The sequence below is a fragment of the Novosphingobium sp. HNCC26DJ243 genome (assembly GCF_057180545.1).
Genome location: NZ_JBXUGN010000007.1, coordinates 98,946 through 125,771, shown reverse-complemented (window position 1 = coordinate 125,771; position 26,826 = coordinate 98,946). Strand labels below are relative to the sequence as shown.

The following is a 26,826-nucleotide window of genomic DNA, read 5'->3' as shown; positions in this document are numbered from 1 at the left end:
ATGGCCCGCACGTTCGCTTTCCACACGCTTCTGAGCCGCATCGCGCGTTTCCGCCCCCGCACCTTGCGCGCCCGCATCGCCGTGCTGCTCATGGCGTTGCTCGCCGGCGTCATGGCCGTCTCGGTACTCGTCGCGGGCAGCGGCATCAGCATCTTCGCGCAGCGCGTCGCCGAACGCGACATGTCCGCCAATGCCCGCGTGTTCGAACAGCTGATCGCCACGCGGGAGCGCCAGATGCGCGAATCAGCGATCGTGGTCGCACGCGATTTCGGTTTCCGCGAAGCCTACGCCGTCGCCGACCGCGCGACCCTCGGCTCTGCGCTCGGCAGCCTTGCCAGCCGCACCGGCGCTTCGCTTGCCGCTGTCGTCTCGCTCGATGGTGCGGTCGTCACCAGCCCCGGCGCCCCGGCGCTCGATGGCGCTGCCCTGCTTCCAGCCCTTGATGCAGGCAAGGATGGCGGCGTAATCGCGCTCAACGGACAGTTCGCGCTTGCGGTCGCAGCACCCATCGAAATGCCCGATCTCGCAGGCTGGCTGGTGCTGGCCCAGCCGCTCGGCACGCACGACCTCAGCGCGCTAAGCCGCCTTTCGGCCGTGCCGATCCAGGCGCAGGTGAGCCCCGCCAGTGCACTCGGTCCGCAGCAGGCCGCGCTCGGACTTGGCACCATAGGCGAACTACCCTCACCGCAGGGCAGGCAGCTTGTGCGGCTATCCGCGTTGCCCAGTCTCCAGCGCGGGCTTGAGCCCCGGCTGATCCTCAGTCACTCGCTCGATCAGGCAATGCAGGCCTACCGCGCGCTCAACGCCGTGCTTGTCGGCATTGCGCTGGCAGGCACGCTAGCCGGCCTCTGGCTTGGCCTGCGCATTGCGCGAAGTGTCACGCGTCCCCTCAGTCAGCTGGCCGAAGCCGCAAGGCGCTATGCCGGGGGCACTGTCGCCAAGGTCGAAGTTGCCGGCGATGCCGAAGTTGCGGCGCTGGCGCAAAGCTTCAATGCGATGGTCGATGCGATCGAGGAACGCGAGCGCCAGATCGTCCACAGTGCGCTCCATGATGGCCTCACAGGTCTGCCCAACCGGCGCTTCTTCATCGAAAAGCTTGATCGCGCGGTTGCGCGCCAGAACGCCGCGCATCGCACTATGGTCGTCTTCGTCGATCTCGACAACTTCAAGGTGATCAACGACACGATGGGCCACCCTGTCGGCGATGCGCTGCTGCGCGAGGCCGGGCGGCGGCTGCAGGACCAGTTCCCTGATCACATGGTCGCCCGCTTCGGCGGTGACGAGTTCGGCCTTCTTGTCACCGGGCTGAGTGACGGCACGGATCCAGCTTCGCTGGCGCGCACCATCCACAGCGTGCTCAACGAGAATATCACCGTCGGCGGACGGTCGATGCAGCTGTCCGCCAGCTTCGGCGTGGCGGTGGGGCCGCAAGACGGCAAAAGCGGCGACGAACTGCTAAAAAATGCCGATCTGGCGCTCTACCGCGCCAAGAGCGAGGGCAAGGGCACGTACCATTTCTTCGAAGCCTCGCTCGACGAGGAAGCGCGGCGGCGGCGTCAGCTCGAACTCGATTTGGTCCGCGCGGTGCGCGAGGGGGGCTTCGAGCTGCACTTCCAGCCGCTATACAGCATGACGCAACAGCGCCTCAAAGGCTTCGAGGCATTGATTCGTTGGAATCACCCCGAACGCGGCCGCATCAGTCCAGCCGATTTCGTCCCACTCGCAGAAGAAACCGGCCTCATCATCCCGATTGGCGAATGGGTGATCCGCCACGCTTGCGCGCAGGCTGCAGCATGGCCGGGCGAGCTCTCGGTCGCCGTCAATATCTCCCCGCGCCAGTTTGCGAGCCCCGTGCTCTCGCAGACGATCGTTCAGGCGCTTGCCGCCTCGGGCCTGCCTGCAGATCGGCTCGAACTTGAGATCACCGAAAGCATTTTCATCGGCAATGTCGAACGCACGCTCGGCATGCTCCATGGTCTTCGCAGTCTCGGGGTGCGGATCGCGCTCGACGATTTCGGTACAGGCTATTCCTCGCTGAGTTATCTGCGCAGTTTCCCCTTTGACAAGCTCAAGATCGACCAAAGCTTCGTGCGCGATCTGGGGAGTGACGCCAGTGCCCACGCGATCATCCGCGCGATCACGACGCTCGCCTCCGCTCTGGGCATCGAAACGCTGGCAGAGGGCGTCGAACTGGAAGCAACCATGGATGCCCTGCGCCGCGAGGGCTGCGACCTCATCCAAGGCTACCTCATCAGTCGTCCAGTGCCTGCGCACGCCGTTGCCGGACTGGTGGAACAGATGAATGGCGTCGGTGCGCTGCGCTGGGCCTGTTCCTAACGGGGTTGGCCAACTTCCTACTTCCCGGCCTGCCAAGGGCTTGGATACGGAACTTTGATCGACGCGACCAACCGGAACCCTCGGTGTACATCGCCATAGTACCACGGTAGGAAGTCCAAATGTCAGCTGCTGCCGGGAGCAGGCGTCCGCGTTGAACGAGATGAACGACCGGCTCTGGTCTCGTGCTGCTATGTCGGTCGCTCCCGAGGGGTGGCAAATGTCGCCTTGAAAGCAGTCCTTCGCGGCGTGGACTTGCCTTACCGAAACCGGTCATCCATTCATCGTTGTCTTGCGGGGTTGTTCGATCGCGCCTTTCGGAGGAAAGTCGCGCGGAAAGAGGGCGAACGCCGGATGAACCAGCATGACCTGATGGTTTCAGTGCTCACCGCCGCGGGCGGTGAGCCGATCGAGAGTCACACGAGGCCCGGCTATACGGGCAAGATCGCTGATATCCTGTTCCCGGCGGACGATGTGATCGTCGAGGTCAAGTCGCTCACCACAGACCGGGCGGCATCGGACGAGACGTCAGAGGCGGTTGGCGAGATGTTTTTGCGCCATACGCATATGGGCGCACCGGTGATATTCGGCACAGTGACGGTGAAGTTGCACGATCTGCCGCCCGCGATCGCCATGAACACGCTACGGATCGCTGGTAAAAGGGTCTTGGCTGAGGCGAAAGCCGCGAACGCGCAGCTTAAAGCGACGAAGGCTGCGCTGGGTCGGCCAGAGGCGATGGGGCTGCTGGCACTGATCACCCCGCCATTTCGGCTGGATCGGCATTCGATCGTGGCCTTGGTGGGCGATGCGATGCGTGACAATCGGTGCCGCTCCATCGACCAACTCTTCCTGGTCGAAACCCCTCTCGCGGCGCCGGAGCCCTATCGGCGGTGGGGAAACAGCTTTATATCTTTGCATTCGCGGCCCGAAGGCGATCGAAGCCTACCGCAGCATCTCGTCGAAGCGATCGGACACGCCTGGGGCAAGATCACCGGACAACCGGCGGGCCGAGGAAATGAAGAGGACTATCACCGCTTCGGAGCGACGTCCTGACCCGCCTCGTTTTCGGACGTGCCGAACACTAAATACGCACCCCGAAAGCGGTTGTAGATTCAGCCCAGAATCTCTCGCGAGAAGTCCCCGATCCCTGCCCTTGTGTGTCAAAACCTATAGCTTCGTTCGCGTTGCACAATAGGTAGGTCGCCCGAAGGGGAGCGCACCAAATGCTCGTTTAATCCTGCAGCTCGGCCAATCCGGTTACCGGCGTCGGCTCTTCCCGGGGAAGCGCGGATTTTCCCAGACATCAAAGGTGTCGCGCACTTCGTCTTCGCCTTCATCGTCGCTGTCATCGACGACCAGCAGCGTCATTTTCCACCCATTCGCCAGATTCAAAGCCTGTTCCCTGATCGATGATGGGTGGTTGAAGTTGGCCAGCCAGACACCCCTGTCAACGTCATCCGATTCGACCCCATTGGTCTGATGGCGGGCAGACAGTGAATTGTGGGGGAGCGGCGTGCCGATCCGGGCTTCGACGAACGGAAAACGGGTTGGCTTATAGATGCGGCGCAATGTCCCATTCTGCGAGAGCAAGATGGCGCACAAATCGTGATGGTAGGTCGAATAATGGATTGCCGTTGCTTCCTTGCTGACGTCGTATTTTGCCGCCAAATCGACAACATGACGAAGATCAGGACCACCTTGTGAGCGCATGTCCGCCTTGAACCTTGTCACCGGCATCAGGATCCCGGCGCTGAACCGGTTCGCTTCCGCTTCCATTCGCTGGCTGCGGTTGTCGCGGTCGGCCTTGCGAATGTTCATGTCCGATTTTGAGCAGGTAAATTGCCCCGAGTTACCAGGCTGGTGCGCCGAGATGAGATAGTGTCCGAGCTCGTGACCGATCGTATAACGCTGCCTCAGTCGATTGGCTTTGCCGTTTACCAGGATGACACCGTCCCGACGCTCTGGCTGCGTAATCAACCCGCCTTCGAAGTTGTCGGTTGTCATTCGGTGGATGGCAGTGATGCCAACGGCCGTCGCAAGTTCCTCGATCGGAACCGGAGTCGGAAGATCAGGGACCTGTCGCAGGATCTCTGCGATGATACGTTCGGGGGAGGTGCAGTCAGCAAGCTCGACCCGATCAATCTGCATCTGTTGCCTTGCCCCCACGCTTCTTCATGGTCTCGATCATCGCTTCGATGAACTGCCTGTCCTTGGGGTCGAGTTTTTGGAGATCGCGGTACATGACGACCATTTGCTCGTCTTCCGCGTCAGATGGGTCTTCGCCAACCAGCGAAGCAATCGTAACCCCAAAATGTTCGGCCAGGCCTTTCAGAAGTTCGATCGAGGGGTTCTTTGTCGTTCCCTTTTCCAATTCCCATATGTGAGCCTTCGAAGCTCCCACTGCATCGGCAACCACCTGAAGGGATTGTCTCCGCTCTGTCCGCAGCTTTTGCAATTTCATCGCGAGCGACATGGCACTCTCCCAGCCCCCTAAGAGTAACACACCTGCGCGCCTGTAGGAAAGCCGCGGCGTTCGGTCAATCGAACATTTGTGGCAGATTGGTTGACTGCTCTGGTCGTTCGGTGTATCTTACGATCCTGTAAGGTGAAGTCTGCCGATCTTGGACTTTGCCACTTGCGCCAAATAGGGGGCATAATGACCATTTTCGATCCGATCCGTCCGCGCCCCGAGCGGCTGCCGAACCCGAGCTTCGCCGACGCGATGCTCATGGACGTGGCACGCCGGGTCCAACTTTCACCCACCAAGCACGACGAGGCGCAGCAGCATTTCGAGGCGCTTTGCAGCTATGTCGATCGTCCTGGCAGCCCGCTGCAGGATAAGGTGATCGCCTGCTACCCAGGGGGCAGCTTCGCGACAGGAACGGCGATAGCCTCAAGCGTTTCGAAGGATCAGCATGACGTCGATGTGGTCATGGAACTTGATGTTCCGACCAACAGCGATCCCAAGTGGATTCTTGACCTGTTTTTCGAAGCCATCAACGCCGAGCCGGGCTCCCGTTATCACGGGCGGGTAACGCGAAATTCGCGGTGCGTAACCGTCGAATACGACGATGGTGTCCGCGTTGATTTGATGCCGATTTCGCGGCTGACGGCGGCGCCCGAGAAAGCGGGGCATCTTTTCCATTTCAAGCAGCAGCCGCTCGAAAGCTACCACAAGCCCGTCAATCCTTGGGGCTTTGCCGACCACTTCAACGCGCAGACGGCATACGATCCGGTCTTCGCTGCAATCTTTGAATCCCGATCACTGACGGACGGGCGGACGGTCGCGAAGGCCGACGTCGATCCGTTGCCGGACCGCGTGCCGCTGTCGGAAAAGGCTGCTCGCGTCGTCGCGCTTCAGCTGATCAAGCGCAATCGCGATGTGCGGTTTCGCAACCGTTCGAAGCGCAAGCCGCCCTCAGTGGTACTGGCAGCACTGGCGCTGGAAGTGGCCCCTGTCGGCGCAGGCTTGCTGGAGGAGGTCGTCTCGATTTCGCGGCACATTGCACGGCGCTTGCAGGAGCAGAGTGCACACAATCTCTGTATCGACGTCCGCAACCCCGCTTACATCCCGGATGTCTTTACCGATCGTTGGCCCGGCGCGTTGTCGGACCAGAACGAGTATGTGCGTGATCTGGAATATCTGGTCCGGCAATTGGTTCGCCTGCGGACGGAAAACATCTCGCTGACTGAAACAAACACGATTCTCGACGATCTGTTCGGAGAGACGGCGGCGAAGTACGCGATCAAGGAACACATGGAACGTAGCCGTCTCGCCATGGAGAAGGGCGCGATGCGGTTCGGTCCCAGCGGCAAGGTCCATGCGGGCGTGACGGCCGCTGCTATCGCAACTAATTGCACTCCGGCTCGGGCAAGCACGAACATGGGCGGCGAATGGTTCCTGGACTGATCCCGATCGAGACCCAGATCGCTGCGATGGAGCAACGCTGGCCTGACTTTGCGGTTGTGCAAAGGAGCCAGCGCCGAGCGGTTTGGGAAGGAACGCTCGAGCCGGTCTGCAAACGCTATCGTGTGCGGATCGGCTATGAAGTCCCGCTTGCGATCGAAAACTTCTCCATTCTCAACGTGCAACCACGTGTTCAGGTGCTGTCGCCACGTCTTGAACGCCATCCTGAATATGAAGAAGGCCCGATCCCGCACGTTTATGTAAACCGTGCGGAGCAATCCTTGCCTTACTTGTGCCTGTTCGATCCGTTCAACGTCGAGTGGACGCCATCGGACCTGTTGGCCGAAACGACGTTGCCTTGGGCCGCACGGTATCTCTACTTCTATGAAGGCTGGTTGCTCACCGGAAAATGGTCGGGCGGTGGTCGGCACCCGACACAGGAGGAGTTGGATGGAACCCAGCGACCAAAGGCCATTGCGGCGGTCTGATGGAACGCTTGGTGAGCGGCGGCGACAATTGCCGTGGCCGGTTGGCAAACGATTCCGGATCCTGTCCATCGACGGCGGCGGCATTCGGGGTATCTTGCCTGCGTCGATCCTGGCGGAGTTCGAACGGCAGTATCTGGGCGGAGACTCCGCCGGTGACTATTTCGACCTGATCGCGGGTACATCCACGGGGGGAATAATCGCCCTCGGGCTTTCGATCGGACTGCCTGCTTCCGAAATCCTTCAGGTATATCTTGAACACGGCGAAGAGATTTTCCCATCAGCCAAGCCGCCCCTGGAAGGGCTCAAGCGTCTTTGGGCCAAGGTTCGATCGCTGGCATATTACCAGTATGACCGAGACCCACTTGAACGTGAACTGCGCCGGATTTTTGGCGCGCGCGTGTTTGGGGATGCCCAGCGCCGACTTTGCATTCCTTCGTTCGACGGCTTCACCGAGGTCAACATATTCAAGACACCGCATCATCCCGATTTGAAGCTCGATTGGCGCGAAGAAATGGTCACAGTCGCGCTCGCAACATCTGCTGCTCCCACCTATTTCTCGATCTACAGGGATGGGCAGCGACGGTTCGCAGACGGAGGCGTGTGGGCTAACAATCCGGTGATGGTCGCACTGGTCGATGCGCTCAGTTGCAACGAACTCGACCGCGATCAGATCGATATCTTGTCGCTGGGTTGCTGTGACACCGAAATGACGATTTCGGATGCACAGGTCCTGCGCGGAGGCTTGTGGCACTGGCGCGATATCGTTTCGTCAGCAATGCATCTGTCCAGCCAGAATGCGCTTGGGCAAGCTGGGCTACTCATTGGCCGTGATCGGCTCATTCGCTTGAATGCGCCACTGCTGCCCGGCGGTCCGATCGGTTTAGACGACGTGCAGCGGGCGAAGGCAGAGCTGCCAAATGTGGCAAAGGAACTGGCTTTTACGAATGGGCCAGCGGTGGCGTCCCGGTTCTTCAATGAGAAGGCCCAGCCTTACGTGCCCTTTCATCCACAAGCGGTTTGATCGGCTTGGGCCGGGGGAGATGGGTTGCGTCACTATCCGCGTCCGAAATCCGTCTACATTTTTCGGACAATGGCGATTTGGATCGTGTCCGAAGTTATGCTACATATTTCGGACATGGACAAAATCCCGCAAAGACTGAAAGCGCAAATTCTCGACCGCGTAAGCCGAGCGGCGGCGAACACTGTCTGGACACCGGCCGACTTCCTCGACCTTGCAGGCCGTGATGCAGTCGACAAGACCCTCCAGCGTTTGGTCAAATGGGGCGAGCTGCGCCGGATCGATCGTGGCCTCTATGACAAACCGCAGATCAACACCTTGACCCGGCAGGACAATGCCCCCGACCCCCGCGCGGTCATCGACGCCGTCGCGCGGCGCGATCAGATCCGTGTCTTGGTCGACGGAATGACGGCCGCCAACGATCTTGGCTTCACCAATGCCGTACCGGCGAAGATCGTCGTGCACAGCGAAGCGCGCGCCAAGTCGATCAAGCTCGGTAATCTCACCATCGAATTCAAAACGACCGCAGCGAGCAAACTCTATTGGGCGGGACGCCCGGCCATGAGGATCGTCCAGGCGCTGCATTGGCTGCGCGATACAATGTCGACGGACGACACGGGACAATGGCGCCAGCGTCTTGTCACCCTTCTCGGCAATCCCACCCACGGCTCGGCGCTACGCGCTGATCTTGCCGATGGGCTGCCGACACTCCCGGCATGGATGCAGGAGCTGCTCCGTCCGCTCGTCTCGGAAGCGTCCACCGAATGAACTCCGCCTTCGACGAAGTGCTGCGCGCAGACACGGCCACCCGCACGGGGCTCTATACGGCGACTGCGCAGCGGCTCGGCACGACCCCGCAGAATGTCGAGAAGGATTTCTGGGTCTGCTGGACCCTCGATGCGTTGTTCAACGGAATCGAGGACGGACCCCGGTTGCTGTTTAAGGGCGGAACTTCGCTGTCGAAGGGGTTCGGGCTGATCGAGCGGTTCTCCGAAGACATCGACGTTACGGTCTTCCGCGATGATCTCGGCGTTCCCGCGACCATCGCGGAATTGGTTGCACTGAGCCGCAAGAAGCGGGAGGCCGCGCTCGATGCAATCAAGGACGCCTGCGAGACCCATATCAACGGACCAATGAAGGCGCGCCTCGCGCAAATCTGCGCCGATACCTGCGCGCGCGCAGGCCTCGAAGCGCAGTCAATTCGGGTGGAGGCCGACGCCCGGGATGCCCAGACCTTGCTCCTGGTTTATCCCAGCATCACTCCCGAGGACGCTTACATCGCCAAGTCGGTGAAGATCGAGTCGGGCGCAAAGTCGGCGCTCGATCCCAATTCGATCCGAACCATTGTGCCCTATGTCGACGCTGACGCCGTTGACCTCGACCTCGCCGTTCCGCGTATTACTGTTGTCGATGCCGAACGGACCTTTTGGGACAAGGTCGTCATCCTTCATGGCCTGAGGCGATGGTTCGAGATCCGAGGGCAGCTGCGCGGCGACGGCCAGCGCATCTCTCGCCACTATTACGACCTGTTCCGCCTGGTCCAATCGGAGATCGGCCAGGCGGCCTTGGCAAACCGCGCGCTTGGCGAGGACTGCGTTGCCCATGCCCGGATATTCTTCAATCGCCCGGACTTCGATCTAGCCACCGCGCAGGCCCCGACATTTGCCTTGTGCCCGGAGGGAGGGATGACGGATGCCTTGCGCCAGGACTATCGCGCCATGAGCACGATGATCTTCGGCGAGCCGCCGCCCTATGACGCGGTCGTTGAGGCGATCGCAGAATTGCAGAATTCCTTGAACGCGGCCGCATGAAGGGGTTCCTCCAGCGCTTGTTCAGCGGCGATAGTCCGAGCGATAAAAGGTCGGCGCAACCAGGGTTCGCCAGTTCGCTGGAAATAGAACCCTGGTCCCATGGCTTGGTCAGGATCCCTGCACTCGACTTCTTTGGCCCCTACGCCGCATCGTCAAATGGGAATTTTCACCTCATTTGGCTGGACAGAAACCCCGACGGCACAACTGGCGGTCATCGGCATGAGGGACACGGGATATGGACTCTTTTGAGCGATGTTGGCGCGACAATGGCTACGGGTCGTCTTGAGCGACCGCAGGATGGTCATGTTGCCGACAACGGCACGTTCGTGCTCAGCGATTGGATGTTCGGTGATGGATTGAATGGCCGCCTTTGCGCCTTCCGTCCCGACGGACAGAAGCTCCTCGAGCGTGAGTTCTCGGCGAACCTTGGACCCAGCGGGATCTTAGGCGACGGCCGTTTTGCAATCTGCCAGACACTCCATGCTCCCGGTAGCCCTGACAGCAATCGTCATTTTCTGTTCGATCTCGAGGTGGGGCAAGAGATCGCGAGTTGGATGCAGGAGTGCTCGTCCCACTTGGTCTGAGAGTCGGTCTCACTGAAGTTCGGCCCGCCTAGCCAAGTCAATCAGCGACTGCGACAGGACACACCCTCTGAACGAACGTCAGCTTAACCCGATTCTCCTTCTACAACCGGACTTTCCGGAGCGTCTTCAATCGTGGCCATTCTGAGTCCCACGAACTGACGCCCGCTTTTGGCTAAGCCCGCCATTCGCAGACCAACCCGTGAATGTCGGTTTGTCCCAGTTCCCCCCTCTCAAATGGCCGAGCGCCGTCCTGGATGAACGAGAAGTTTGCTTGGCGGGCCTCAAGCCGGGAATGATCGGATTTGAGGCGGCATTTGCTGGTCCGCTGGTCGGCTCCCGCGGCGGTCGCTCCCCACCAGGTTCCGTCGTCCGGTAGTGAGCGCATGAACGTTCGTTCGCGCCAGAACAGGTCATTGCTCGCGTGAACGCTTCGCACCGAGATGTACGATTCCTAATGCATTTCGGGATCGTAATTACGCATGATGATTGCGGTGAAGATCAATAGACCTGCAGGTGACAAGGCAATGAGATAGCGCAGTGCCAAAGCGCCTTCGGGCGTGACCGGGCTGGCCGGTTCGAATCCCATAAGCGCGAGGGTGCTGAACGCAAGACCGACCGACAGCCCGATCGCAAGCTTCATGGTGCCGTTGAGCATCGAATAGAGCAGGCCCGATCGGTTCAGGCCGGTCGCTTCACGTTCGCTTTCGGCAATTACCGCCATCATCACGCGGGGCATAAATGTGGTGATCGGCAAGAACAGGCCACACAAGAGAGCTGGAATTGCCGCGAGCAAAGGCACACCGGCTGGCACAAGCAGGTACGTCAAATGCACCGATGCATAGATGACTGCAGCGATTGACAGCGAACGCGCATTACCGGCCTTGATCGCCAAACGTGCCAACAGTGGCGTGCCGACAAGTGCCATGACGTTTTGCGCCATGATCAGCGTGGTCGCAATCGAGGCAGACAGGCCCAGCGTTCGCGTGAAGTAGAATAACGCGACCGTATTTGAGATCCCTACCGTCAATCCGAGTGCGAGATCTGAAAGCAAGATTTTCCATACGCGCCGCTGAATCAGAAGACCCCAGTAATCCCGCAGCGAATTGGCGCGTGTTTCTGCGGGAGTGCGCTCGGGCATTGCGCTTAGCGCAAGGAGCACGCAGATCGGCACGATCAGTAGAAGCGCAATGCCGATGACGCGGACGGCATCGACGAGCTTGCCGTCTGTCAGCCATAGCAGGATTGGCGGGATAGCCAGAACGGTCAATTGACCAAGCGAGGCAAAAATCTGCCACCACGCAAAGACACGGGTGCGCTCTTGAGCATCGCCCCCGACTGTCGAGGCCCATGCGAGATGGGACAGCACGATGACCGAATAGCCGATGAACCCGATGGAGAGCCAGAGCCACAGCATCGTGCGCGTAAGGCCGTGCCCTGCAAAGAACAGCCCCTGGACCAGCAACAACAACATCGGTACCGACGCGGCAAGCCAAGGGCGGAAAGCGCCCCATCGCGTTCTGGTGCGATCGATCATGGCGCCGATCAACGGATCGAGCGCCATGTCGATGACGCGCACGCTCATGAATGCAACCCCGATGAGCGCGATGTTGATGGTCGTCGTTTCGGCGAGATAGGCCGGTAGATAGACCATCAGTGGCAAGCCGAAGGCGTGAATTGCGAATGCCGGAGCTGAGAATCGCAACATCTGGCCGAAGGCGGGGCGGGTCGCTCCGGCGAGCGACACTGTCATGCGGGCTGCCCCGCCGTCGCCTTGTTGGCCCCGGACTGCCCTTGCTGTTCAAGATCGCGCGCAATTTTTGCAGCTTGTGCATTCGCGGCTTCTGGAAATCGGTGCATGCACGCCACGACCAGCAGCGAAAGGCAGGCCGGTACGGCGCCGATGAGAAGGCGCAGCGGCATCGCGTTTGACGGGTCCGATGCTTGCGAAGGTTGGAAATTCAGCCAACCGAGCAGCGTGAATGCCAGCCCCACAGCAAGTCCGAGCGCAAGCTTCATCGAACCGTTCAGTGAGGCGTATAACAGACCGGTACGATCGCGACCGCTTTCGAGGCGGATGGCGTCGGCAACGTCTGCCATCATGGCACGCGGCAGGAACCAGGCGATCGGAATGCACAAGCCGAGAATCGCGACGGTTGCGGCGGTCAGCAGATAATTGCCAGGCGGTTGCAGTGCGACCAGGATCTGCATGATGGCCTGGAGCAACGCTCCTGCCTGCAGTGCGCGCGCCTTGCCGATCCGTCCCGCCAATTTGGTGAAGAGCGGCGTCCCGATAAATGCCGCCGAATAGGCCACCAGCACAAGTGCGGACGCTGACGCGCGATCAAAGCGGAGTTGGCCCATGTAGTAGAACAGTGCCACTGCATTTGCGACACCGGTTGACAGCGCAATCGCAAGGTCTGCCAGAAGCAGCCGGATCACTCCGTATTTTCCGCAAAGACGGAAGAACGCTCCCAGTTCGGTAAACTGGCCGCGCTTCTCGCCCTCATCAACCACAAGCTTTTCGGGCATGGTCTTGAGTGAAAGTGCAATGGCGCAGGGTATCAGGATAGCCATGACCCATCCTGCCACCTGCATGCCGAAGGCCTTGTCATCCGGGCGCATACCCGATGCCAACGGAAGGATGGTCAGGATCGAGAACTGTCCCGCCGTGGCGAATACCTGCCACCACGCAAATACCCGCGTGCGCTCGGAAGGTATCGACGAAAGTGTGGCCGTCCATGCAAGATGCGACAGCACGATCATCGAAAAACCGATGAAGCATACCGCGAGCCAGAACCACAGGTATACGATACTTACGCCGCGTTCAGCCTGCAGAAGCATGAAGATTGAGACCATCAGAATTGGCGCGCTTGCGGCCAGCCAAGGCCTGAACCGACCCCAGCGCGTCCGCGTAGCATCCATCATCGCTCCCAATACGGGATCGATTGCCATGTCCACAATGCGAACCGTCATGAACGCCACGCCCACCGCCGCAACCGGAAGGCCCATGGCGTTGGAATAGAATTCAGGGAGAAAAACAATCAGCAGCGTGGCCAGCGCCTGAATTGCCAAGGCCGTCATGCTGAAGGCTGCAAGCTTCGCTTTCCCGATTCTCTTCTCGCCAACCGACTCAATCGATCTGCTCATATTCACGCATCCCGTTGCGCTTTTGCTGCGCCTTGATTAATTCGAATATTGGTCATACCGTGGTTTGAGCAAAACACCAGACGTTTTGACCAATGATGTGAAAGGCGGAAAGCGGAATGGCAGCCAATGAGTATCTGGACGTTGACAGTAGCGGGATTCCCCATCGTGAAACCATCGGATTTGCAAACGATCATGCAGGATTTGGTCTACGCAGCCTGGTGATGGCGGAAATCGGGCGCTACTGCGGCCAAATTCTCGATGTTGGCGCTCCATCCGACGAGCCCGTCGATTTTCCTGATATCACTGCCAAGGCAGTAAGCATGATCCAGCGTGGCGAAACCGAACGCGTGATCCTGCTCTGCGGCACCGGGGCCGGGGCCTGCATCGCCGCAAACAAGTTCAAAGGCATCCGAGCTGCCGTCGCCCATGATACATATGTCGCGCGACAGGCAGTCGTGCATGACGATGTAAACGTGCTGTGCATCGGCGCGTGGATCACCGGGCCACAAATCGCGCTCGACATCATCCGCCATTTTCTTGGCGCAACGTTCAGCGAGAACGAGAACTTCCGGCGGCGAGTAGCCAAGCTGTCATTGCTGGAGAACGGTGGCGGAGATTTGACCCATGACAGCTGAGGTTGTCATTCTGGGCAGTATCAACGTCGATCTGATCGTCAGCGCGGCGCGTCTTCCGATGGCCGGTGAAACCGTTTCGGGCGAGGGGATCGAATATCAACTGGGCGGAAAAGGCGCAAACCAGGCCGTCGGCGCGGCACGGGCAGGCGCACCCACCCGTTTTCTTGGCTGCGTTGGCGAAGATGAAGATGGTGGCGCCATGCTTGCGCGGCTTCGTGGCTACGGCATCGACATTACTGCAGTAAGGCATGTGCCAGGCCGCACCGGTTTTGCCATCGTTGCCACGTGCCCGAGCGATAACCAGATAATTGTCGTGCCCGGTGCCAATTGCCAGGTCGACGAGGCACTGGTTGGCGACGCGCGGATTGCAGAAGGCGATATTTGCCTTGCTCAGCGGGAAACGCCCCTGGCCGCCACGCAGCGCTTCTTCATGACCGCACGATCCGTAGGCGCAACGACCCTGCTCAATGCAGCGCCCGCAGATGAAGCCGTTCACGCGCTGCTGCCCTTGGTCGATATTCTTATCGCGAACGAGAGCGAATGCAGGTTGCTCGCCGGGCTTCCGCAGGCCGATCCAGGCAACGATACCGACCTCATGACGATTCGTAGCGGCATCGGTCTCGCGCGCGATCAGGTTCTGATCGCCACCTTGGGTGCGGCGGGCGTAGCCATCGCCAGAGCGGACGGCATTCATCGCATCGAAGGCGAATGCGTCGACGTGCTCGATACAACGGGGGCCGGAGACTGTTTCTGCGGATATCTGGCGGCAGGCCTCGCCCAAGGCATTTCGCTTGAAACGGCCACGCTAAGAGCCAATATCGCAGCGTCCCTGGCGGTACAGTCGCGCGGTGCCGCCAGTTCGGTGCCTCAAGACTCGACTGTTGCAGCTATCCTGGGAGCACGTCGGAGGTTAAATGGTCGCGAATATTCCAAGGTTTGATGCAGAAATCGAACTTTCCCAGCCCGTTACTCCCAAAGGCTATGACCACGTCGTCGATTTTCTGAGCGAGCAGATGCAACTGGGCAAGCTCAAGGTCGGCGATCGACTGCTGCCTGAGCGCGATCTTGCAATCAAACTGAACATCAGCCGCCCGGTCGTGCGTGAGGCTCTACGGTCGCTTTCGATGATCGGCGTGCTGGAAATCCAGCAAGGGCGCGGGACATTCGTGCGCGCTCCCGATTTCTCCGCACTCGGCCACCTGTTTACATTCATGTTCATCCAGAGCGGTGAAGCGCTCGACGACATCATGGAATTGCGTCAGGCCATCGAGTTGCAGGCGATCCGCCTTGCCTGTGCTCGTGCGCGGACTCAGGATATCGCGCGCATTGGTGATGCCATGGAGCAGATCCGCGCCACCATAGACGATGCCGATGCAGGTGGCATGGCGGATTTCGACTTTCATTCGCGAATTGTCGACGCATCGCATTCCACCGCGCTGATCAATATCCATGCAATCGTGTCACGGATCTTGCGCGACAACCACGTTCAACGCCGACGGCGCATCGCGATGGGCGACCAACTTCATTCCTATGTCGTTGATCACCACGAGGAGTTGTACCGCGCCATAGTAAAGCGCGACGCAGACGAATGCGCGCGTTTGCTGACCCTTCATTTTGCCATAGGCGACAAGCTTTCAGCCGATGGAGCGGGCACTCAATCAAGGCCAGCGTCCTAGCGACGGCCGCATGAGTGCCTATCGGCTCTCCACTATCCCATTGAGATATATGGATACCATCCTGTCCTGCGCAAGCTGATCAAATTATCGCTCCAGGACGCTTGCAAATATCTGTCCGTGGTATTACCAATCCTGAGGTCAAGGCGGCGACGCCTGCTTTCTGGCAGGCGCCCGGCGGCCATACCGCCACCCTTTGGTCAAATTGCCCTCAAGGCCTTCAGCGCCGAGGGAACAGGAGAGGAAAAATGAACCCGATGATTCGTTCGATGAGGTCCGTTGCTCTGGCGACATCTGCGCTCGTGACACTTGCGGCCAATTCCGCAGCCGCGCAGGACTCGGCAGCGCAGCAAGAGACAAGTGGCGTCGGGGCCGGCGACATCATCGTCACCGCAAACAGGTCTGAAAGCCTGGCGTCCAAGACCCCGATCGCGCTTACGGCAATTTCCGGCGAGGGACTGCGCTCAAGTGGCGTAACCCAGCCTATGAACCTCGCAGAGCGCGTGCCGAGCCTTGAAGTCAACCGTTCGCGCGGTGGCCTGAACTTCACTGTTCGCGGCGTTGCGACGACCGATACTTCGGAAAAAGGCGACAGTTCGACCGCGTTCCTGCTCGACGGAATCTATATCGCCCGCGCGCCGATGCGCGACGCCAGTTTCTTCGACATATCTCGCGTTGAAGTGCTGCGCGGTCCACAGGGCACACTTTACGGGCGCAACACCACTGCGGGTGTCATCAGCGTCGTGTCCAATCTGCCAACATTCGACTTCGGGGGTTCGGTCGATGCGAGCGCTGCCAATTTTGACACGTACCAGGTAACCGGCGCTGTCAATCTGCCAGTCAATGAAAGCGTCGCACTTCGCGCTGCGGTGAATTACGAGCGCAACGGATCGTTCCTGCGCTCGGGGCCGGGTGTCGATACGAGTTACAAGAAGGCGCGCGAAATTGCCGCCGGCCGGCTTTCCGCGCTGTTCAGGTGGTCGAGCGGCCGGTTGGTGTTGCGCGGGGACTATGCCGACATTGGCGGGGCGAATTTCTATTCCGTGCCGCTGGGCAATTTCTTCGATCGCCCTTCGGGCGTTGGCGCGACGCCGGTCTACAATGCCTCGCGCAAGACCAACGGGCAACTCCGGACGATCAACGCGACCCTGCCTTGGCCGATGTATCGCAACAATTCCAGTTGGGGCGTAAGCGCGGACATCGAGCAGGAACTCGGCCCAGTCACCGTCTACTACCTCGGATCGTACCGAGAACTGGATCGGGACGAGCAGTTCTCGAACTTTCTTTCGAACGGCGTAAATGCCGCGCGCCAGCAGACGCAGGAACAGGATTGGCAGCAGTCACATGAACTTCGACTGGCCCTGACCAACGTCGATCGCGTGCAACTTCAAGTCGGCGCGTTCTACTTTCAGGAATCATCCGACGTGGTGCAGCGCGCCAATCTCGGCATCAACACCACGCCCAATGGCGAGGCAGGCACTACGCTCATTTTCGATATTCGTCCGAGTGCCGCCGAGTCCTATGCATTCTTCGGCCAAGGCACTTATGACCTTACCGAAGCGCTGCGCATTACCGGTGGAATCCGCTACACGCACGACAAGAAGACTCGCCGCGGCTTCGGCAACATCGTCTGCAGCAACAATTTCTTCAACTGCACCGTTCCAGCCGGCACCAACGAAACCGAACATTCGAACTTCGCTTCGTCGAAGATCACGTGGAAGGTCGGCGTGGACTATGATGCAGCACCGGGAACGCTGCTCTATGCAACCGTTGCGACAGGATACAAGGCGGGCGGGTTCAACAACGGCTGTGCACAAGGCACTGCACCCGGATGCAGCGTTGCGCCGTCAACGCTCTACTTCAATCCAGAGTCGCTGACGTCTTACGAAGCGGGTGTGAAGTCGCGCTTTGCTGGCAACACTGTGCAGATCAATGCTTCGGTCTTCCATTACGACTACAGCCAACTGCAATTGACGCAGGCTCTTTCGCCGTGCCCAAGCACGCCGAACCTGCCTGCGAGCACGTGCAGCTTCACCCGCAACGCCGCCAAGGCCAAGATCGATGGCGTCGAACTGGAAGCGGTGTTGATGCCCAGCCCGCTTGACCGGGTGGACCTGACTGCCGCTTACCTTGACGGCCGCTATGACGAATTCCAGATCCGTCCGACGATCAACCTGGCAGGATCTCCGCTCAACCGCGCCCCGCGCTGGACTGCGAGTGCATCCTACCAGCATACGTTCCTTCTGGGCGGTGACTATGAACTGGTCGCAGGCGCTCGTTCGCGGATCAGCGACAGCTACTTCATTCTGTTCGAGGGCGGCGTGAACTTCTATCGCCAGCCGAGTTTTAGCCAGACCGATCTGACACTGACACTGAACGGTCCAAACCGTCGCTGGTACATCCAGGGTTTCGGCAAGAACCTCGAAAACAATATCATTTTCAATGATGTTCAAAGCGGAAACTTCCAGCAGATCAGCATTAACGATCCGCGCACATATGGCGTACGCGCCGGATTCAAGTTCTGACACTTTCCAGCGAACGAATTCCCTCCCCTGGGAGGCGGCCTTCGAACCCTCCTCTCGAAGGCCGCCAAAGGTGGCTTGAAACAGACATCGCCGATCGGAGTATCGACATGAAAAAGCCTATAGCTAGCGCGCTCGCAATACTTGTAGCGAGCATGGCAATTCCGACAAACGCATTGCACGCAGCCTCGCCTCCCACTCGCGACTACCTGAACGATAAATTCGACGTGGAGCGTATCCTCGATTGGGGTGATCGCCCGGTGTGGTCGCCCGACAGCAGGCGGATCGCGTTTACCGTCAGCGACGCAAAGCTGAGCGCAGCCTATGAAATCGACGTGGCAACCCGCAAGGTGCGTTGCCTGACGTGCCGCTGGGGTGCAAACGGCATGGTCGCGCGCATCTATTATCTTGCGGATGGCAGCTTCCTGATTGCCGGTCCGGCATCGCTCGATACGGCCGAAGCCTCTATCGGCGTGGACTCCGATCCGAAGCGGCATCCGGCGTCGACCACATACATGTACTGGATGCCAGCGGATCTTTCGCTGCCCCCGCAACCGCTGGGCGCAGCGCCGCTCGGTGAGATTGCAATCGACTACGATCATTCCGCTCCGGGCGAAACCCGCATTGCCTGGGGCGAAAGCCAGCCGAAATACCGGATGGTCATGGGCAACATCGTCAACGACGGCAAACGGGCCTATCTGACCAACCGCACGCTGCTCCATTCCGATCCTGGCGTCGATCCCAAGTCGCTCGTAACGATGATCGAGACTTACGACTTCATCGACGATGGAAAATCCGTGCTGTTCTTCACCATCGAGAAAGGACGTGCCTACAACGGCATGTATAAGCTCGATACGGCGACGGGCAAGACGACATCGCTGCAGACTGACGAGCAGCACAACGAGACGCACAGCTTTCCAGACGTCCGCTATGGGCTGGAGGAATCGAACCGCGCTTCCGATCCCAGCGGACCCTATCGCGGATTGTCAGGACACCGCCCGTCCTTGCTCGCATGGTCGCTAAAGGCCGCGGGAGTTGCCGACGCCGAAGCGATGGGCGAGCGTTATGGCGGCAAGACGTTCGATCTCTACATTCTTGACTGGAAAACCGGGAAGCGGCGCCGTTTGACAAACGTCAGCGATCTGGGCGGAGAAGCCCACCAGTCTTCGCCTGCGCGCGACGGCACTCACATCGCCTTTTCCATGACGCCTCCGCCATCGGGGCCATTCGCCGGCAAGGGAGGCCTTTACATCGGCAAATTCTCGAACTCGAAATAGACCTGACAGCTGACAGCCCCGCCAAATGGCGATTTCGCCGTATGGCGGGGCGTCACGCATTCAGGTCGCTTTTCGTTTCGCAATACAGGGAGATCAATGATGACGCCGGAGTATCGCAAGCAGGTTCTGGACACCGTTGCAAAGCTGCGTGTGACTGATATCCGCGATGGGATGGACTGGGTCGGGCTGCATCACTTCGGCACTGTTTCACCGGAAATCCGGCCTTTGTGGCGCACGCAGGCGGCAGGATTTGCCCAGACCTGTCGGCAAATCCCGACACAGCGGGCAATACCTACGATGAGCCCGGAAGCCTATACGAAATGGGCTTATGAATACTGGTACGGCCAGCTCTACGATACCGGTGATTTCCGCGACAATTTCCAGGAAGGCGATTTTCTTGTCGTCGATACTTGCGGCGCGAGAACGCCTGCGGTGGGTTCGTTGGATTCCATGGTTTTTGCCGCTTGCGGCATGAAGGGCGCGCTTACCAATGGCGGTACCCGCGATACCGACGAGGCGCTGATCCAGAAGGCGCTGCCCGTGTGGAGCCGTTGGATCGTGCAGCCCATGTACCAGGGGCGCGTTGAATGGGGCGGGCATTCGATGCCGGTCGAAATCGGCGGTCAGCTCATTCGCCCCGGCGATTTGATCGTGGCCGATGGCGACGGGGTAATCGTCGTACCGCCGGACGTGATCGACGACGTGCTCAAGTACGCTATCCAGGAGTCGGAGAATGACCGCGCCGGTCGCCGAATGCTTTACGAACGGCTTGGTCTGGAACCGGACGACAGCATTCAATCGCAATTCGATGTAGAACCGCACCCCTATCCCCTCAGGACAACCGCCCTTGGGCGAATGCTCGACAGGTTGAAATAAACCAGTTGTAGAGCCCGTCAGCGGGTAAACACTCGGAGGACTTGGCCCAACGGGAGAATTCACTCGGGTCACGCACCTGCCAGGGTCCGATATTTGCAATCTGCCTTGGCACCTGGCCGGGCGCATGATGGCTGGAGCGCACCCTACGCCGCCACGCGGCAGCAATGGAATTTAAACCATTGGTATAAGCTGAATTTGTTCCTTCTATGAAGGAGCAAGATCGATGTCAACGAATGGCCATGTGGTAACGCCAAGAGCGGTCGAACTTGAAGGATCGAATCGGCGTCGTCAAAACGGAATTACGAGCGAGAAAGTCAGGCTCGACGGCAACATCGCCCGGCGCAAGGTCAAAGCCAAGGAGTTCTTCTGGTGGAATACCGAACTGCCCGGAGTTGGCCTCAGGGCCTTCGCTGCGGGCTCGAAGAGCTGGTTCGTTCAGTTCCGCCAGCGTGGCAAACAAAAGCGGGTCACACTCGGCCGCCCACCCGAATTAGGCGCGGAGGAGGCGCGCGTCTTGGCACGCGCGCAGTTGGCCAAGGCTGCGCTTGACGGGCTGCCAGCAGCTCCAAAGTCTAGGCGTGCGCGCGGCAATGCGACCTTGTTTCGCGACTATGCTCCGCGCTTCTGGGCCGACTATGCCCGGCATTGGAAGCCCTCGACCCGCAAGGGCAATCGCGCCCGCATCTTCAAGGATCTGATCGAGATATTCGGTCACCAGCGGGTTGATGCGATCCGCAAAGCCGACATCCTGCGTTGGCGCGATAGCTGGGCCAATCGCTCAGGGGCATTCAACCGCACGATCCCGATCCTGTCGGTGATGATGGGCTACGCAGAACAATTGGGATTACGACCGCGCGGCTCGAACCCGTGCAAGGGAACCCCGCGCTTCAAACGTAAGCTGGTCGATCGATTCCTCAGCGCCCGCGAGTTCAATCGCCTTGCGGCAAGTCTGAGTGCATTCGAGGAGAGCGAACCGGTCGCGGTCCAGGCTATCCGGTTGCTGATCTATACTGGCGCGCGGCACGGCGAAGTGGTGGGACTGCGCTGGGAATGGGTGCAGCCGCCGCGCTTGATGTTGCCGGACAGCAAAACCGGAGCGAAAATCATCTACCTCAACCGGCAGGCACAGGCCGTCCTTGCTGCCATGCCGGCCAAGGCCGAGACCGGCCTCGTCTTCCCATCGGCGCGTGGTGACAAGCCAATTGCACTCAGCATTCCCTGGCTTGCGATCAGGCAGCATGCTGCCTTGCCTGATGTCCGGTTGCACGACCTGCGGCACAGCTTCGCGTCAATCGCCATCGCAGATGGGATTTCGCTGGTTGTGATCGGCAAATTGCTCGGCCACGCACTCGCCGAAACCACCGAGCGCTATGCGCACCTGGCCGACGAGGCGATTGCCGATGCCGCCAAGCGCGTTTCGGGTTCGCTCGCCAAGTGCCTGGGGATTGCGGCATGACCCGCGTTAGCCTTGCTCGCATCATCGCGGATGAGCTCGCGACCCTGCGCCGCTTCGATCCGGGCGCGAGGCCCGGCGGAAGGCCGCGCCGGGTGGTCTGGTCGGAGAAACAGCCCGGCTTCGGTGTTCGCTATTACGCGTCAGGACGAAGCACTTACGTCGTTCAGTCGCTAATGAACGGCGTAACCCGAACCATCACACTTGGTAACGCCAATGTCCTGAGCAAGACCCAGGCTCTGACCGTCGCGCGGCGGATTCTGCTGCGTGCCCAGGTTGGCGAAGACCCGGCGACAAAGCGCAAGGAAGCCCGAAAGGTCCCGACTTACGACGACTTCCTGACGCTGTACTGGAAGCAGGCCGCCGCGAAATGGAAGCCGAGCACGTTGAAGACACATAACTACTATCGCCGCCGGCATCTTGACCACGCTTTCTTCGGCATGTTCATCGACGAGATCGAACAGTCACACGTGCTGACCTGGTTCAACAAGGTCTCGGTCAATGCCGGTCCCGGCGCAGGCAATCGCTGCTTCGAGATCCTGCGCTCGATGTTCAACCATGCTGAGCGGTGGGGCCTGCGTCCCGAAGGCAGCAACCCTTGCGCCTACATTCGGCCCAACAAGCGCCGGAAGTGCGAGCGTTTCCTCTCCAATCAAGAGATTGCGCGACTGGGCGAGGTGCTGAGCCGCAAAATCCATAGTCATCCGCTGCACGCCTCGATCATCTATTTGCTGCTGCTGACGGGTTGTCGGAGCTCCGAAATTGCGGACCTCACCTGGAGCGAGGTGAAGGGCGGGCGGCTGCTCTTGCACGACAGCAAGACTGGTCCTCGCACAGTCTGGCTCGGCTACGAGGCGCGGACGCTGCTTGCCTCGCTCGAACGACGCGGCGGATCCGATCCAGTGTTCTGGAACAAGCTGACCCGGCGTCCTGTCGGCAGCATCGACGTGTTCTGGAAAGGCGTGAAGGCCGAGGCCAATCTGCCTGGAGTTCGGATTCACGACCTCAGACACAGTTTTGCCAACCACGCCGCTGCTCGCTCCGAGACACTGCCGATGATCGGCAAACTCCTCGGCCACGCACGGTTGCAGACCACCTCTCGCTATGCGCATCTTGATGACGGCCCTGTTCTCGACGCAGCGGAGCGGATCGGCGAACTCATAGCCGATGCTATGGGCGAGGATCATTCATTGAACTATAATACTATGTGTGATATCAGGGCGCTGATCCATGACCGGTAAGCCGCGAACCCGCATCTACAGAACCGCTGGTTCGCGAAGTTCGCAAACCGGGAAGGGATCAGCGATGCGGCGCTTGTCGCGGCCATCGATCTGGCCAATCGTGGTCTGATCGACGCCGACCTCGGTAGTGGCCTGATCAAGCAGCTAGTCGCGCGAGAAGGCGGAGGCAAGTCTGGCGGTTACCGCACACTGGTCTTCTTTCGTCACGAGGAGCGGGCCATTTTCGCCTTTGGCTTTGCCAAGAGCGACAAGGCCAACCTCAGCGCGGCTGAGCTCAAGGTCTACAAGCAGGCCGCCAAGATCGTGCTCGCACTGACGCAGGCGCAGATCGATACCGAAGTGCGCGAAGAGAGATTGTTCGAGGTGAATGACGATGCCCAGGACCTATAAGAGCGAGGCGCTTGCTGCCGTTCATGAGATGATCGAAGGGCTCCACGAAGGTGGGGCCGTCGACAAGCGCACCCTTCGCCAGTTCGACGAGGCTTGCCTTGTTCCAGCCACGCCACTTCAGCCAGAGGAGATCAAGGCGATCCGCGAGGCTGAGCATGTCTCGCAGCCAGTGTTCGCGCGCTATCTCAACGTGTCGAAAAATCTTGTCTCCGATTGGGAACGGGGCAAGAAGCGACCCGGCGGGCCAGCTCTGCGGCTGCTGTCGATTGTTCAGCACAAGGGATTGGAAGCAATCGCATAGTCAGCTTCGTTGGACATTCCTGAAAGTCAGGTCCTGATATGGCAACGCGGTAAGCTGCCATTCCAACTGACCGAGCTGGTCGGGTAAGTTGGCTCCCCAATTGTCGGTGTCTAGCGATCCGCTGTGCGTTCCTCCAACCTTCCTCAAGGTACCAAGTCACGATCTGGCGATCCCGGCGAGGTTCTCGCGACCAGCACTGTCACCGAATTCACTGCTATGAAATTGATGTCTGCAAGTTGCGCTGGTTGGACCACCACAAGATGGCGAACCGAGCATGCAGCCTCGGGGATCGAAGGGGCAATCGAGCGAGGAGGGGAGTCCCGGAAGCACCTTCCGTCGCCTGTCGGTGGCTTCCTACTATTACCTCGCACGCTACGCCGCGCGCGCCTTCTCGCTGCTCCATGAAAGTCTCACCGAGGCCAATCTCAGCCTTTTATATCGCGCGACCGCGCTATCGATACTGCACGATCTGGATAGGCTCCAGGTACGTATCGAAGGCAATGGTCTGTGCTTTTCAAACAAGGGAGCCAGGTTGTCCGTTGCATGGCAAAGAAAGAACCTATCGGAGGGTCTGTAGATGCGAACATCCATCAAGTGCGGACATTTTTTTTGCCATCCGATTGCAAACGGTGTGACAGAAAAAAGCATACGATTTCGCGCGATGCGTCCGGGCCCGCAGGATCGGTATTTGAACCTGCTCGCTTGCCTCCAGACCACGCATGACCACCGCCATGGACTGTCCAGTTCTCGCAAGAGGCCTGGCCAGCGGTTGATTGGTAGAGAGTACGAGTGAAATCCCGTCCTCCGTGCGATCGCCCGCGGCGCAGCTGACCTGTGATCGGCCGGTTCGTCGATCCGGCAAACGCGCCAACAAATGCGTTCGAATTGCTGACGTGGACAACCCTGTCGCGGTCACCATGAAAAACGATTGTCGGCAACGCTCGGGCTGCTTTGCTTCCGATCGCCTGGACGCCGCCTTTTTGCATTGCCAAAAGAGCGCCGTGAAGCGTCCTGACTTTGCCGCTGGCGACGGCAGAGTGTATGCCCACTGCAGCGTAAATATCTGGATAGGCGGCGGCCGTGATGGCGGCGGCGGTTCCGCCAGCCGAGATACCAGCGATGTAGATCCGAGTGCGATTGGCCCGGCACGCACGGGTGACATGTAGTGTAAGCGCAGCGATGGCTCCCGGTTCACCGCTTCCGCGCCGCTGGTTCTCAGGTCGGTGCCAGTTCCAGCAGCGGTTGAAGTTCACGGCAGGAGACTGCTCGGGGTAAAGCACCAGAAAGCCGAGTTCATCCGCCAATGCATTCATTCCGGTCCCCGTCGCAAAATCAGTCGCTGATTGGGTGCAGCCATGGAGCATGACCACCAGTGGCAGCCTGCGGTTTTCCGAGCCTGTCGGGGTATAGAGCCTGTACGCAATCGCCCCGTACCCGCCATCATGACGGCCAGTAATGAAAGACCCCGGAGCTTGCCGCGGCGGCCGCGCAGGGTAGGCCCCGGCTCCATCGCTTACTGGCTTGGCCTGTCTGCGCTTGGCATTGGCTCGCTTGCGCTTGGGTTTAGGGGGCGAAATTAGTGCGCGCTGAAGAGTGACCATAGCCGCGAGCGGCTGACCCTTTTGCGATAAGCGCGATGCCTTTTTGATCGCGGCGAACGGATTCTTCATGTCAAAATCCAGCCCGGGCAGCAAATCGGTGCCCGGTTACACATCAGAACGTGTGCAGTGCAGCATTGATCCCGCAGTGCAATGGAGATGACGTCATGTCAGCGCTTCGATGCTTTGATGAAAGGGCGCATCTGGGCCATATCTGTTAAAAATTTGCCGATCCAGCTTCGAAGAAGCAAGGTTTCCAGCTTGCCGGCAAGCCGTTCAGTTTTGTCCATTCGTGGCCGTATTTACCCGGACCGACCGGAAAAGCAGTTCGAGGCGCTTGTGTTCGGGACTGCAAACCTCGATCTCCCCGAGCACGGGCCTCACCATGTACTTATCCCACTGGACTTGGGTGGCAAGAAATTCGGGGGATCCTGCGATGCAATGATTTTCACATGCTTCACGGCATCAATATCAACGATATCATAAACTTAGCTATATCGTAAAAATTACGTAGGGTTACATTCATCTCGTTCACGGGCATAGCCACTCCTATCGGTCAGCCCTGATCAGATGCCATCAGGCTTGACGCCAGATTGTTCCAGCCAGAACAGGTTCTCCGCCCGCCGCCTAATTTCTGAAAGCATGTGGGGGTCGCAATCCTGAAAGAGTGTTTCGGCCAGCGCCATGCGTTTGTCGAACGAAACACGCCCATGGTTGAACGATGGGTGCTTTACCAGGACCAACGCCCTGCTTTCGCTCGCCTTCGCTTTTTCGGAACTTTTCGAGACCTGCCCAGCACTGGCGCCTTCGCGGGACTCTTCAAGAATAGCCTCGACGGCGTCACCGAATTCGTCGTGCCAAGTCGCGGTAGAGACCGCTGTATGAAGCACGCCATCAATCATGAAGCTCGCAATTGTCGCACCAGTTTGCCCGTCATGGGGAGCAAAACTTTCGCTGGGTTGCCTTCAATAGGTCAGGCGAACGTTCGACGCCCATGTCGTCCATCTCATCCCGCGCAGCTTCAATCTCACCGGCTAGGTCGAAAGCCTGCTCAACAAGATAGATTATCCGCGGCGCATGGGCACGGATCACTCTGACCGCGTCATCGGAACTCAATATTACAACTGGTGTGGATCCGTCGTCGCGTGTCTGCGCTGTCGCCTCGACGAGAACGGATTTCGAGTTTGATGCCGCATATTTGATCGCAGATCCCAGATTCGCAGCTTCGTTAAATGCCATATTCATTTCCAATCTGCGTGTCTGGTTACTCTGCGACCGCCCGATCCTGCGAAGCCAAATTTCTGTCGCCAACCTCATCATGCCTATCGTTGGACTTGAACTACCAAAGCAATTGCGCTGGCTGGGCTGAAAGAAGTCCGGTTTGCGCACAGCCATCCCAAATAGGCAGAGTGGCGGGATAGACCGCCTGCAATGGCATCCAAGTCCCGCTTCGCATTCCGCAAGCACCGCGCAGCATGGGATAAATCTCCCCCTGCGGGCAAAGCCCGCAGCTTCGGCCTGACGGCCGGGAGGGAAGGGGGGTGGGAAGAGAGTGACCGGACAAGGGGTTC

25 protein-coding genes are annotated in these 26,826 nt (G+C 59.5%); 18 read left to right on the top strand and 7 right to left on the bottom strand.

The window, feature by feature from the left end; all coding sequences use genetic code 11:
* Together AC2A04_RS16950 and AC2A04_RS16945 are read left to right on the top strand one after the other, a co-directional pair.
* Positions 1-2,337, top strand: a complete 2,337-nt coding sequence (locus AC2A04_RS16950) for a putative bifunctional diguanylate cyclase/phosphodiesterase (protein ID WP_484213543.1) — start codon at positions 1-3, stop codon at positions 2,335-2,337.
* Positions 2,338-2,688: 351 nt separating this feature from the next.
* Complete coding sequence (locus AC2A04_RS16945) at positions 2,689-3,387, top strand: hypothetical protein (protein ID WP_484213542.1); 699 nt, start codon at positions 2,689-2,691, stop codon at positions 3,385-3,387.
* A gap of 204 nt (positions 3,388-3,591) precedes the next feature.
* Here the strand turns inward: AC2A04_RS16945 and AC2A04_RS16940 are convergent, their stop codons facing one another.
* Positions 3,592-4,482: an ImmA/IrrE family metallo-endopeptidase gene (locus AC2A04_RS16940; RefSeq protein WP_484213541.1), complete on the bottom strand. Its 891-nt coding sequence runs from the start codon at positions 4,480-4,482 to the stop codon at positions 3,592-3,594.
* Complete coding sequence (locus AC2A04_RS16935; RefSeq protein ID WP_484213540.1) at positions 4,472-4,807, bottom strand: helix-turn-helix domain-containing protein; 336 nt, start codon at positions 4,805-4,807, stop codon at positions 4,472-4,474. Before AC2A04_RS16935 ends, AC2A04_RS16940 begins: the two co-directional genes overlap by 11 nt.
* Positions 4,808-4,990: 183 nt before the next feature.
* On the opposite strand from AC2A04_RS16935, the gene AC2A04_RS16930 reads away from it, so the two are divergent.
* The 6 genes from AC2A04_RS16930 (at position 4,991) to AC2A04_RS16905 (ending at position 10,142) form a co-directional block, all read left to right on the top strand.
* On the top strand, positions 4,991-6,244 hold the full coding sequence (locus AC2A04_RS16930) for a nucleotidyltransferase domain-containing protein (protein WP_484213539.1): 1,254 nt from the start codon (positions 4,991-4,993) through the stop codon (positions 6,242-6,244).
* Entirely contained in the window at positions 6,229-6,729 is a 501-nt protein-coding gene (locus tag AC2A04_RS16925) for a type II CBASS E2 protein (protein WP_484213538.1), read from the top strand. The genes AC2A04_RS16930 and AC2A04_RS16925 overlap by 16 nt, the downstream gene beginning before the upstream one ends.
* Positions 6,692-7,750, top strand: coding sequence for a CBASS cGAMP-activated phospholipase (locus AC2A04_RS16920; protein WP_484213537.1), 1,059 nt, complete (start codon positions 6,692-6,694; stop codon positions 7,748-7,750). Before AC2A04_RS16925 ends, AC2A04_RS16920 begins: the two co-directional genes overlap by 38 nt.
* 69 nt (positions 7,751-7,819) lie before the next feature.
* Positions 7,820-8,515, top strand: coding sequence for a DUF6088 family protein (locus AC2A04_RS16915; protein ID WP_484213536.1), 696 nt, complete (start codon positions 7,820-7,822; stop codon positions 8,513-8,515).
* Positions 8,512-9,558, top strand: a complete 1,047-nt coding sequence (locus AC2A04_RS16910; RefSeq protein ID WP_484213535.1) for a nucleotidyl transferase AbiEii/AbiGii toxin family protein — start codon at positions 8,512-8,514, stop codon at positions 9,556-9,558. Before AC2A04_RS16915 ends, AC2A04_RS16910 begins: the two co-directional genes overlap by 4 nt.
* Positions 9,555-10,142 (top strand): hypothetical protein, encoded by a 588-nt coding sequence (locus AC2A04_RS16905; protein ID WP_484213534.1) that lies wholly within the window; start codon positions 9,555-9,557, stop codon positions 10,140-10,142. The genes AC2A04_RS16910 and AC2A04_RS16905 overlap by 4 nt, the downstream gene beginning before the upstream one ends.
* A gap of 451 nt (positions 10,143-10,593) precedes the next feature.
* Here the strand turns inward: AC2A04_RS16905 and AC2A04_RS16900 are convergent, their stop codons facing one another.
* Both AC2A04_RS16900 and AC2A04_RS16895 read right to left on the bottom strand, forming a co-directional pair.
* Positions 10,594-11,892 carry an MFS transporter gene (locus tag AC2A04_RS16900; protein ID WP_484213533.1) on the bottom strand — a complete coding sequence of 433 codons (1,299 nt, stop codon included), beginning with the start codon at positions 11,890-11,892 and terminating at the stop codon, positions 10,594-10,596.
* Positions 11,889-13,223, bottom strand: a complete 1,335-nt coding sequence (locus tag AC2A04_RS16895) for an MFS transporter (protein ID WP_484213532.1) — start codon at positions 13,221-13,223, stop codon at positions 11,889-11,891. The genes AC2A04_RS16900 and AC2A04_RS16895 overlap by 4 nt, the downstream gene beginning before the upstream one ends.
* A gap of 182 nt (positions 13,224-13,405) precedes the next feature.
* Between AC2A04_RS16895 and AC2A04_RS16890 the strand changes: the two genes are divergently transcribed.
* From AC2A04_RS16890 to AC2A04_RS16845, 10 genes are all read left to right on the top strand, one after another.
* On the top strand, positions 13,406-13,924 hold the full coding sequence (locus AC2A04_RS16890; protein WP_484213531.1) for an RpiB/LacA/LacB family sugar-phosphate isomerase: 519 nt from the start codon (positions 13,406-13,408) through the stop codon (positions 13,922-13,924).
* Positions 13,914-14,864, top strand: a complete 951-nt coding sequence (locus AC2A04_RS16885; protein ID WP_484213530.1) for a ribokinase — start codon at positions 13,914-13,916, stop codon at positions 14,862-14,864. Before AC2A04_RS16890 ends, AC2A04_RS16885 begins: the two co-directional genes overlap by 11 nt.
* Positions 14,839-15,600: a FadR/GntR family transcriptional regulator gene (locus AC2A04_RS16880; protein WP_484213529.1), complete on the top strand. Its 762-nt coding sequence runs from the start codon at positions 14,839-14,841 to the stop codon at positions 15,598-15,600. The genes AC2A04_RS16885 and AC2A04_RS16880 overlap by 26 nt, the downstream gene beginning before the upstream one ends.
* A gap of 245 nt (positions 15,601-15,845) precedes the next feature.
* The gene (locus tag AC2A04_RS16875; protein WP_484213528.1) at positions 15,846-18,122 is read left to right on the top strand and encodes a TonB-dependent receptor; all 2,277 of its coding nucleotides are present in this window, start codon (positions 15,846-15,848) and stop codon (positions 18,120-18,122) included.
* A 152-nt stretch (positions 18,123-18,274) separates the two neighbouring features.
* Positions 18,275-19,396 carry a hypothetical protein gene (locus AC2A04_RS16870; protein ID WP_484213527.1) on the top strand — a complete coding sequence of 374 codons (1,122 nt, stop codon included), beginning with the start codon at positions 18,275-18,277 and terminating at the stop codon, positions 19,394-19,396.
* A 99-nt stretch (positions 19,397-19,495) separates the two neighbouring features.
* Entirely contained in the window at positions 19,496-20,272 is a 777-nt protein-coding gene (locus AC2A04_RS16865) for an RraA family protein (protein WP_484213526.1), read from the top strand.
* A gap of 223 nt (positions 20,273-20,495) precedes the next feature.
* Entirely contained in the window at positions 20,496-21,728 is a 1,233-nt protein-coding gene (locus AC2A04_RS16860) for a tyrosine-type recombinase/integrase (protein ID WP_484213525.1), read from the top strand.
* Complete coding sequence (locus AC2A04_RS16855) at positions 21,725-22,966, top strand: tyrosine-type recombinase/integrase (protein WP_484213524.1); 1,242 nt, start codon at positions 21,725-21,727, stop codon at positions 22,964-22,966. The genes AC2A04_RS16860 and AC2A04_RS16855 overlap by 4 nt, the downstream gene beginning before the upstream one ends.
* 57 nt (positions 22,967-23,023) lie before the next feature.
* Positions 23,024-23,356, top strand: a complete 333-nt coding sequence (locus AC2A04_RS16850) for a type II toxin-antitoxin system RelE/ParE family toxin (RefSeq protein WP_484213577.1) — start codon at positions 23,024-23,026, stop codon at positions 23,354-23,356.
* The gene (locus AC2A04_RS16845) at positions 23,340-23,657 is read left to right on the top strand and encodes a helix-turn-helix domain-containing protein (RefSeq protein ID WP_484213523.1); all 318 of its coding nucleotides are present in this window, start codon (positions 23,340-23,342) and stop codon (positions 23,655-23,657) included. The genes AC2A04_RS16850 and AC2A04_RS16845 overlap by 17 nt, the downstream gene beginning before the upstream one ends.
* Positions 23,658-24,247: 590 nt before the next feature.
* Here AC2A04_RS16845 and AC2A04_RS16840 read toward each other — a convergent pair.
* From AC2A04_RS16840 to AC2A04_RS16830, 3 genes are all read right to left on the bottom strand, one after another.
* On the bottom strand, positions 24,248-25,327 hold the full coding sequence (locus tag AC2A04_RS16840) for an extracellular catalytic domain type 1 short-chain-length polyhydroxyalkanoate depolymerase (protein WP_484213522.1): 1,080 nt from the start codon (positions 25,325-25,327) through the stop codon (positions 24,248-24,250).
* Positions 25,328-25,821: 494 nt separating this feature from the next.
* Complete coding sequence (locus AC2A04_RS16835; protein ID WP_484213521.1) at positions 25,822-26,157, bottom strand: hypothetical protein; 336 nt, start codon at positions 26,155-26,157, stop codon at positions 25,822-25,824.
* A gap of 31 nt (positions 26,158-26,188) precedes the next feature.
* Positions 26,189-26,650 carry a hypothetical protein gene (locus AC2A04_RS16830; RefSeq protein ID WP_484213520.1) on the bottom strand — a complete coding sequence of 154 codons (462 nt, stop codon included), beginning with the start codon at positions 26,648-26,650 and terminating at the stop codon, positions 26,189-26,191.
* Positions 26,651-26,826: the final 176 nt, after the last annotated feature.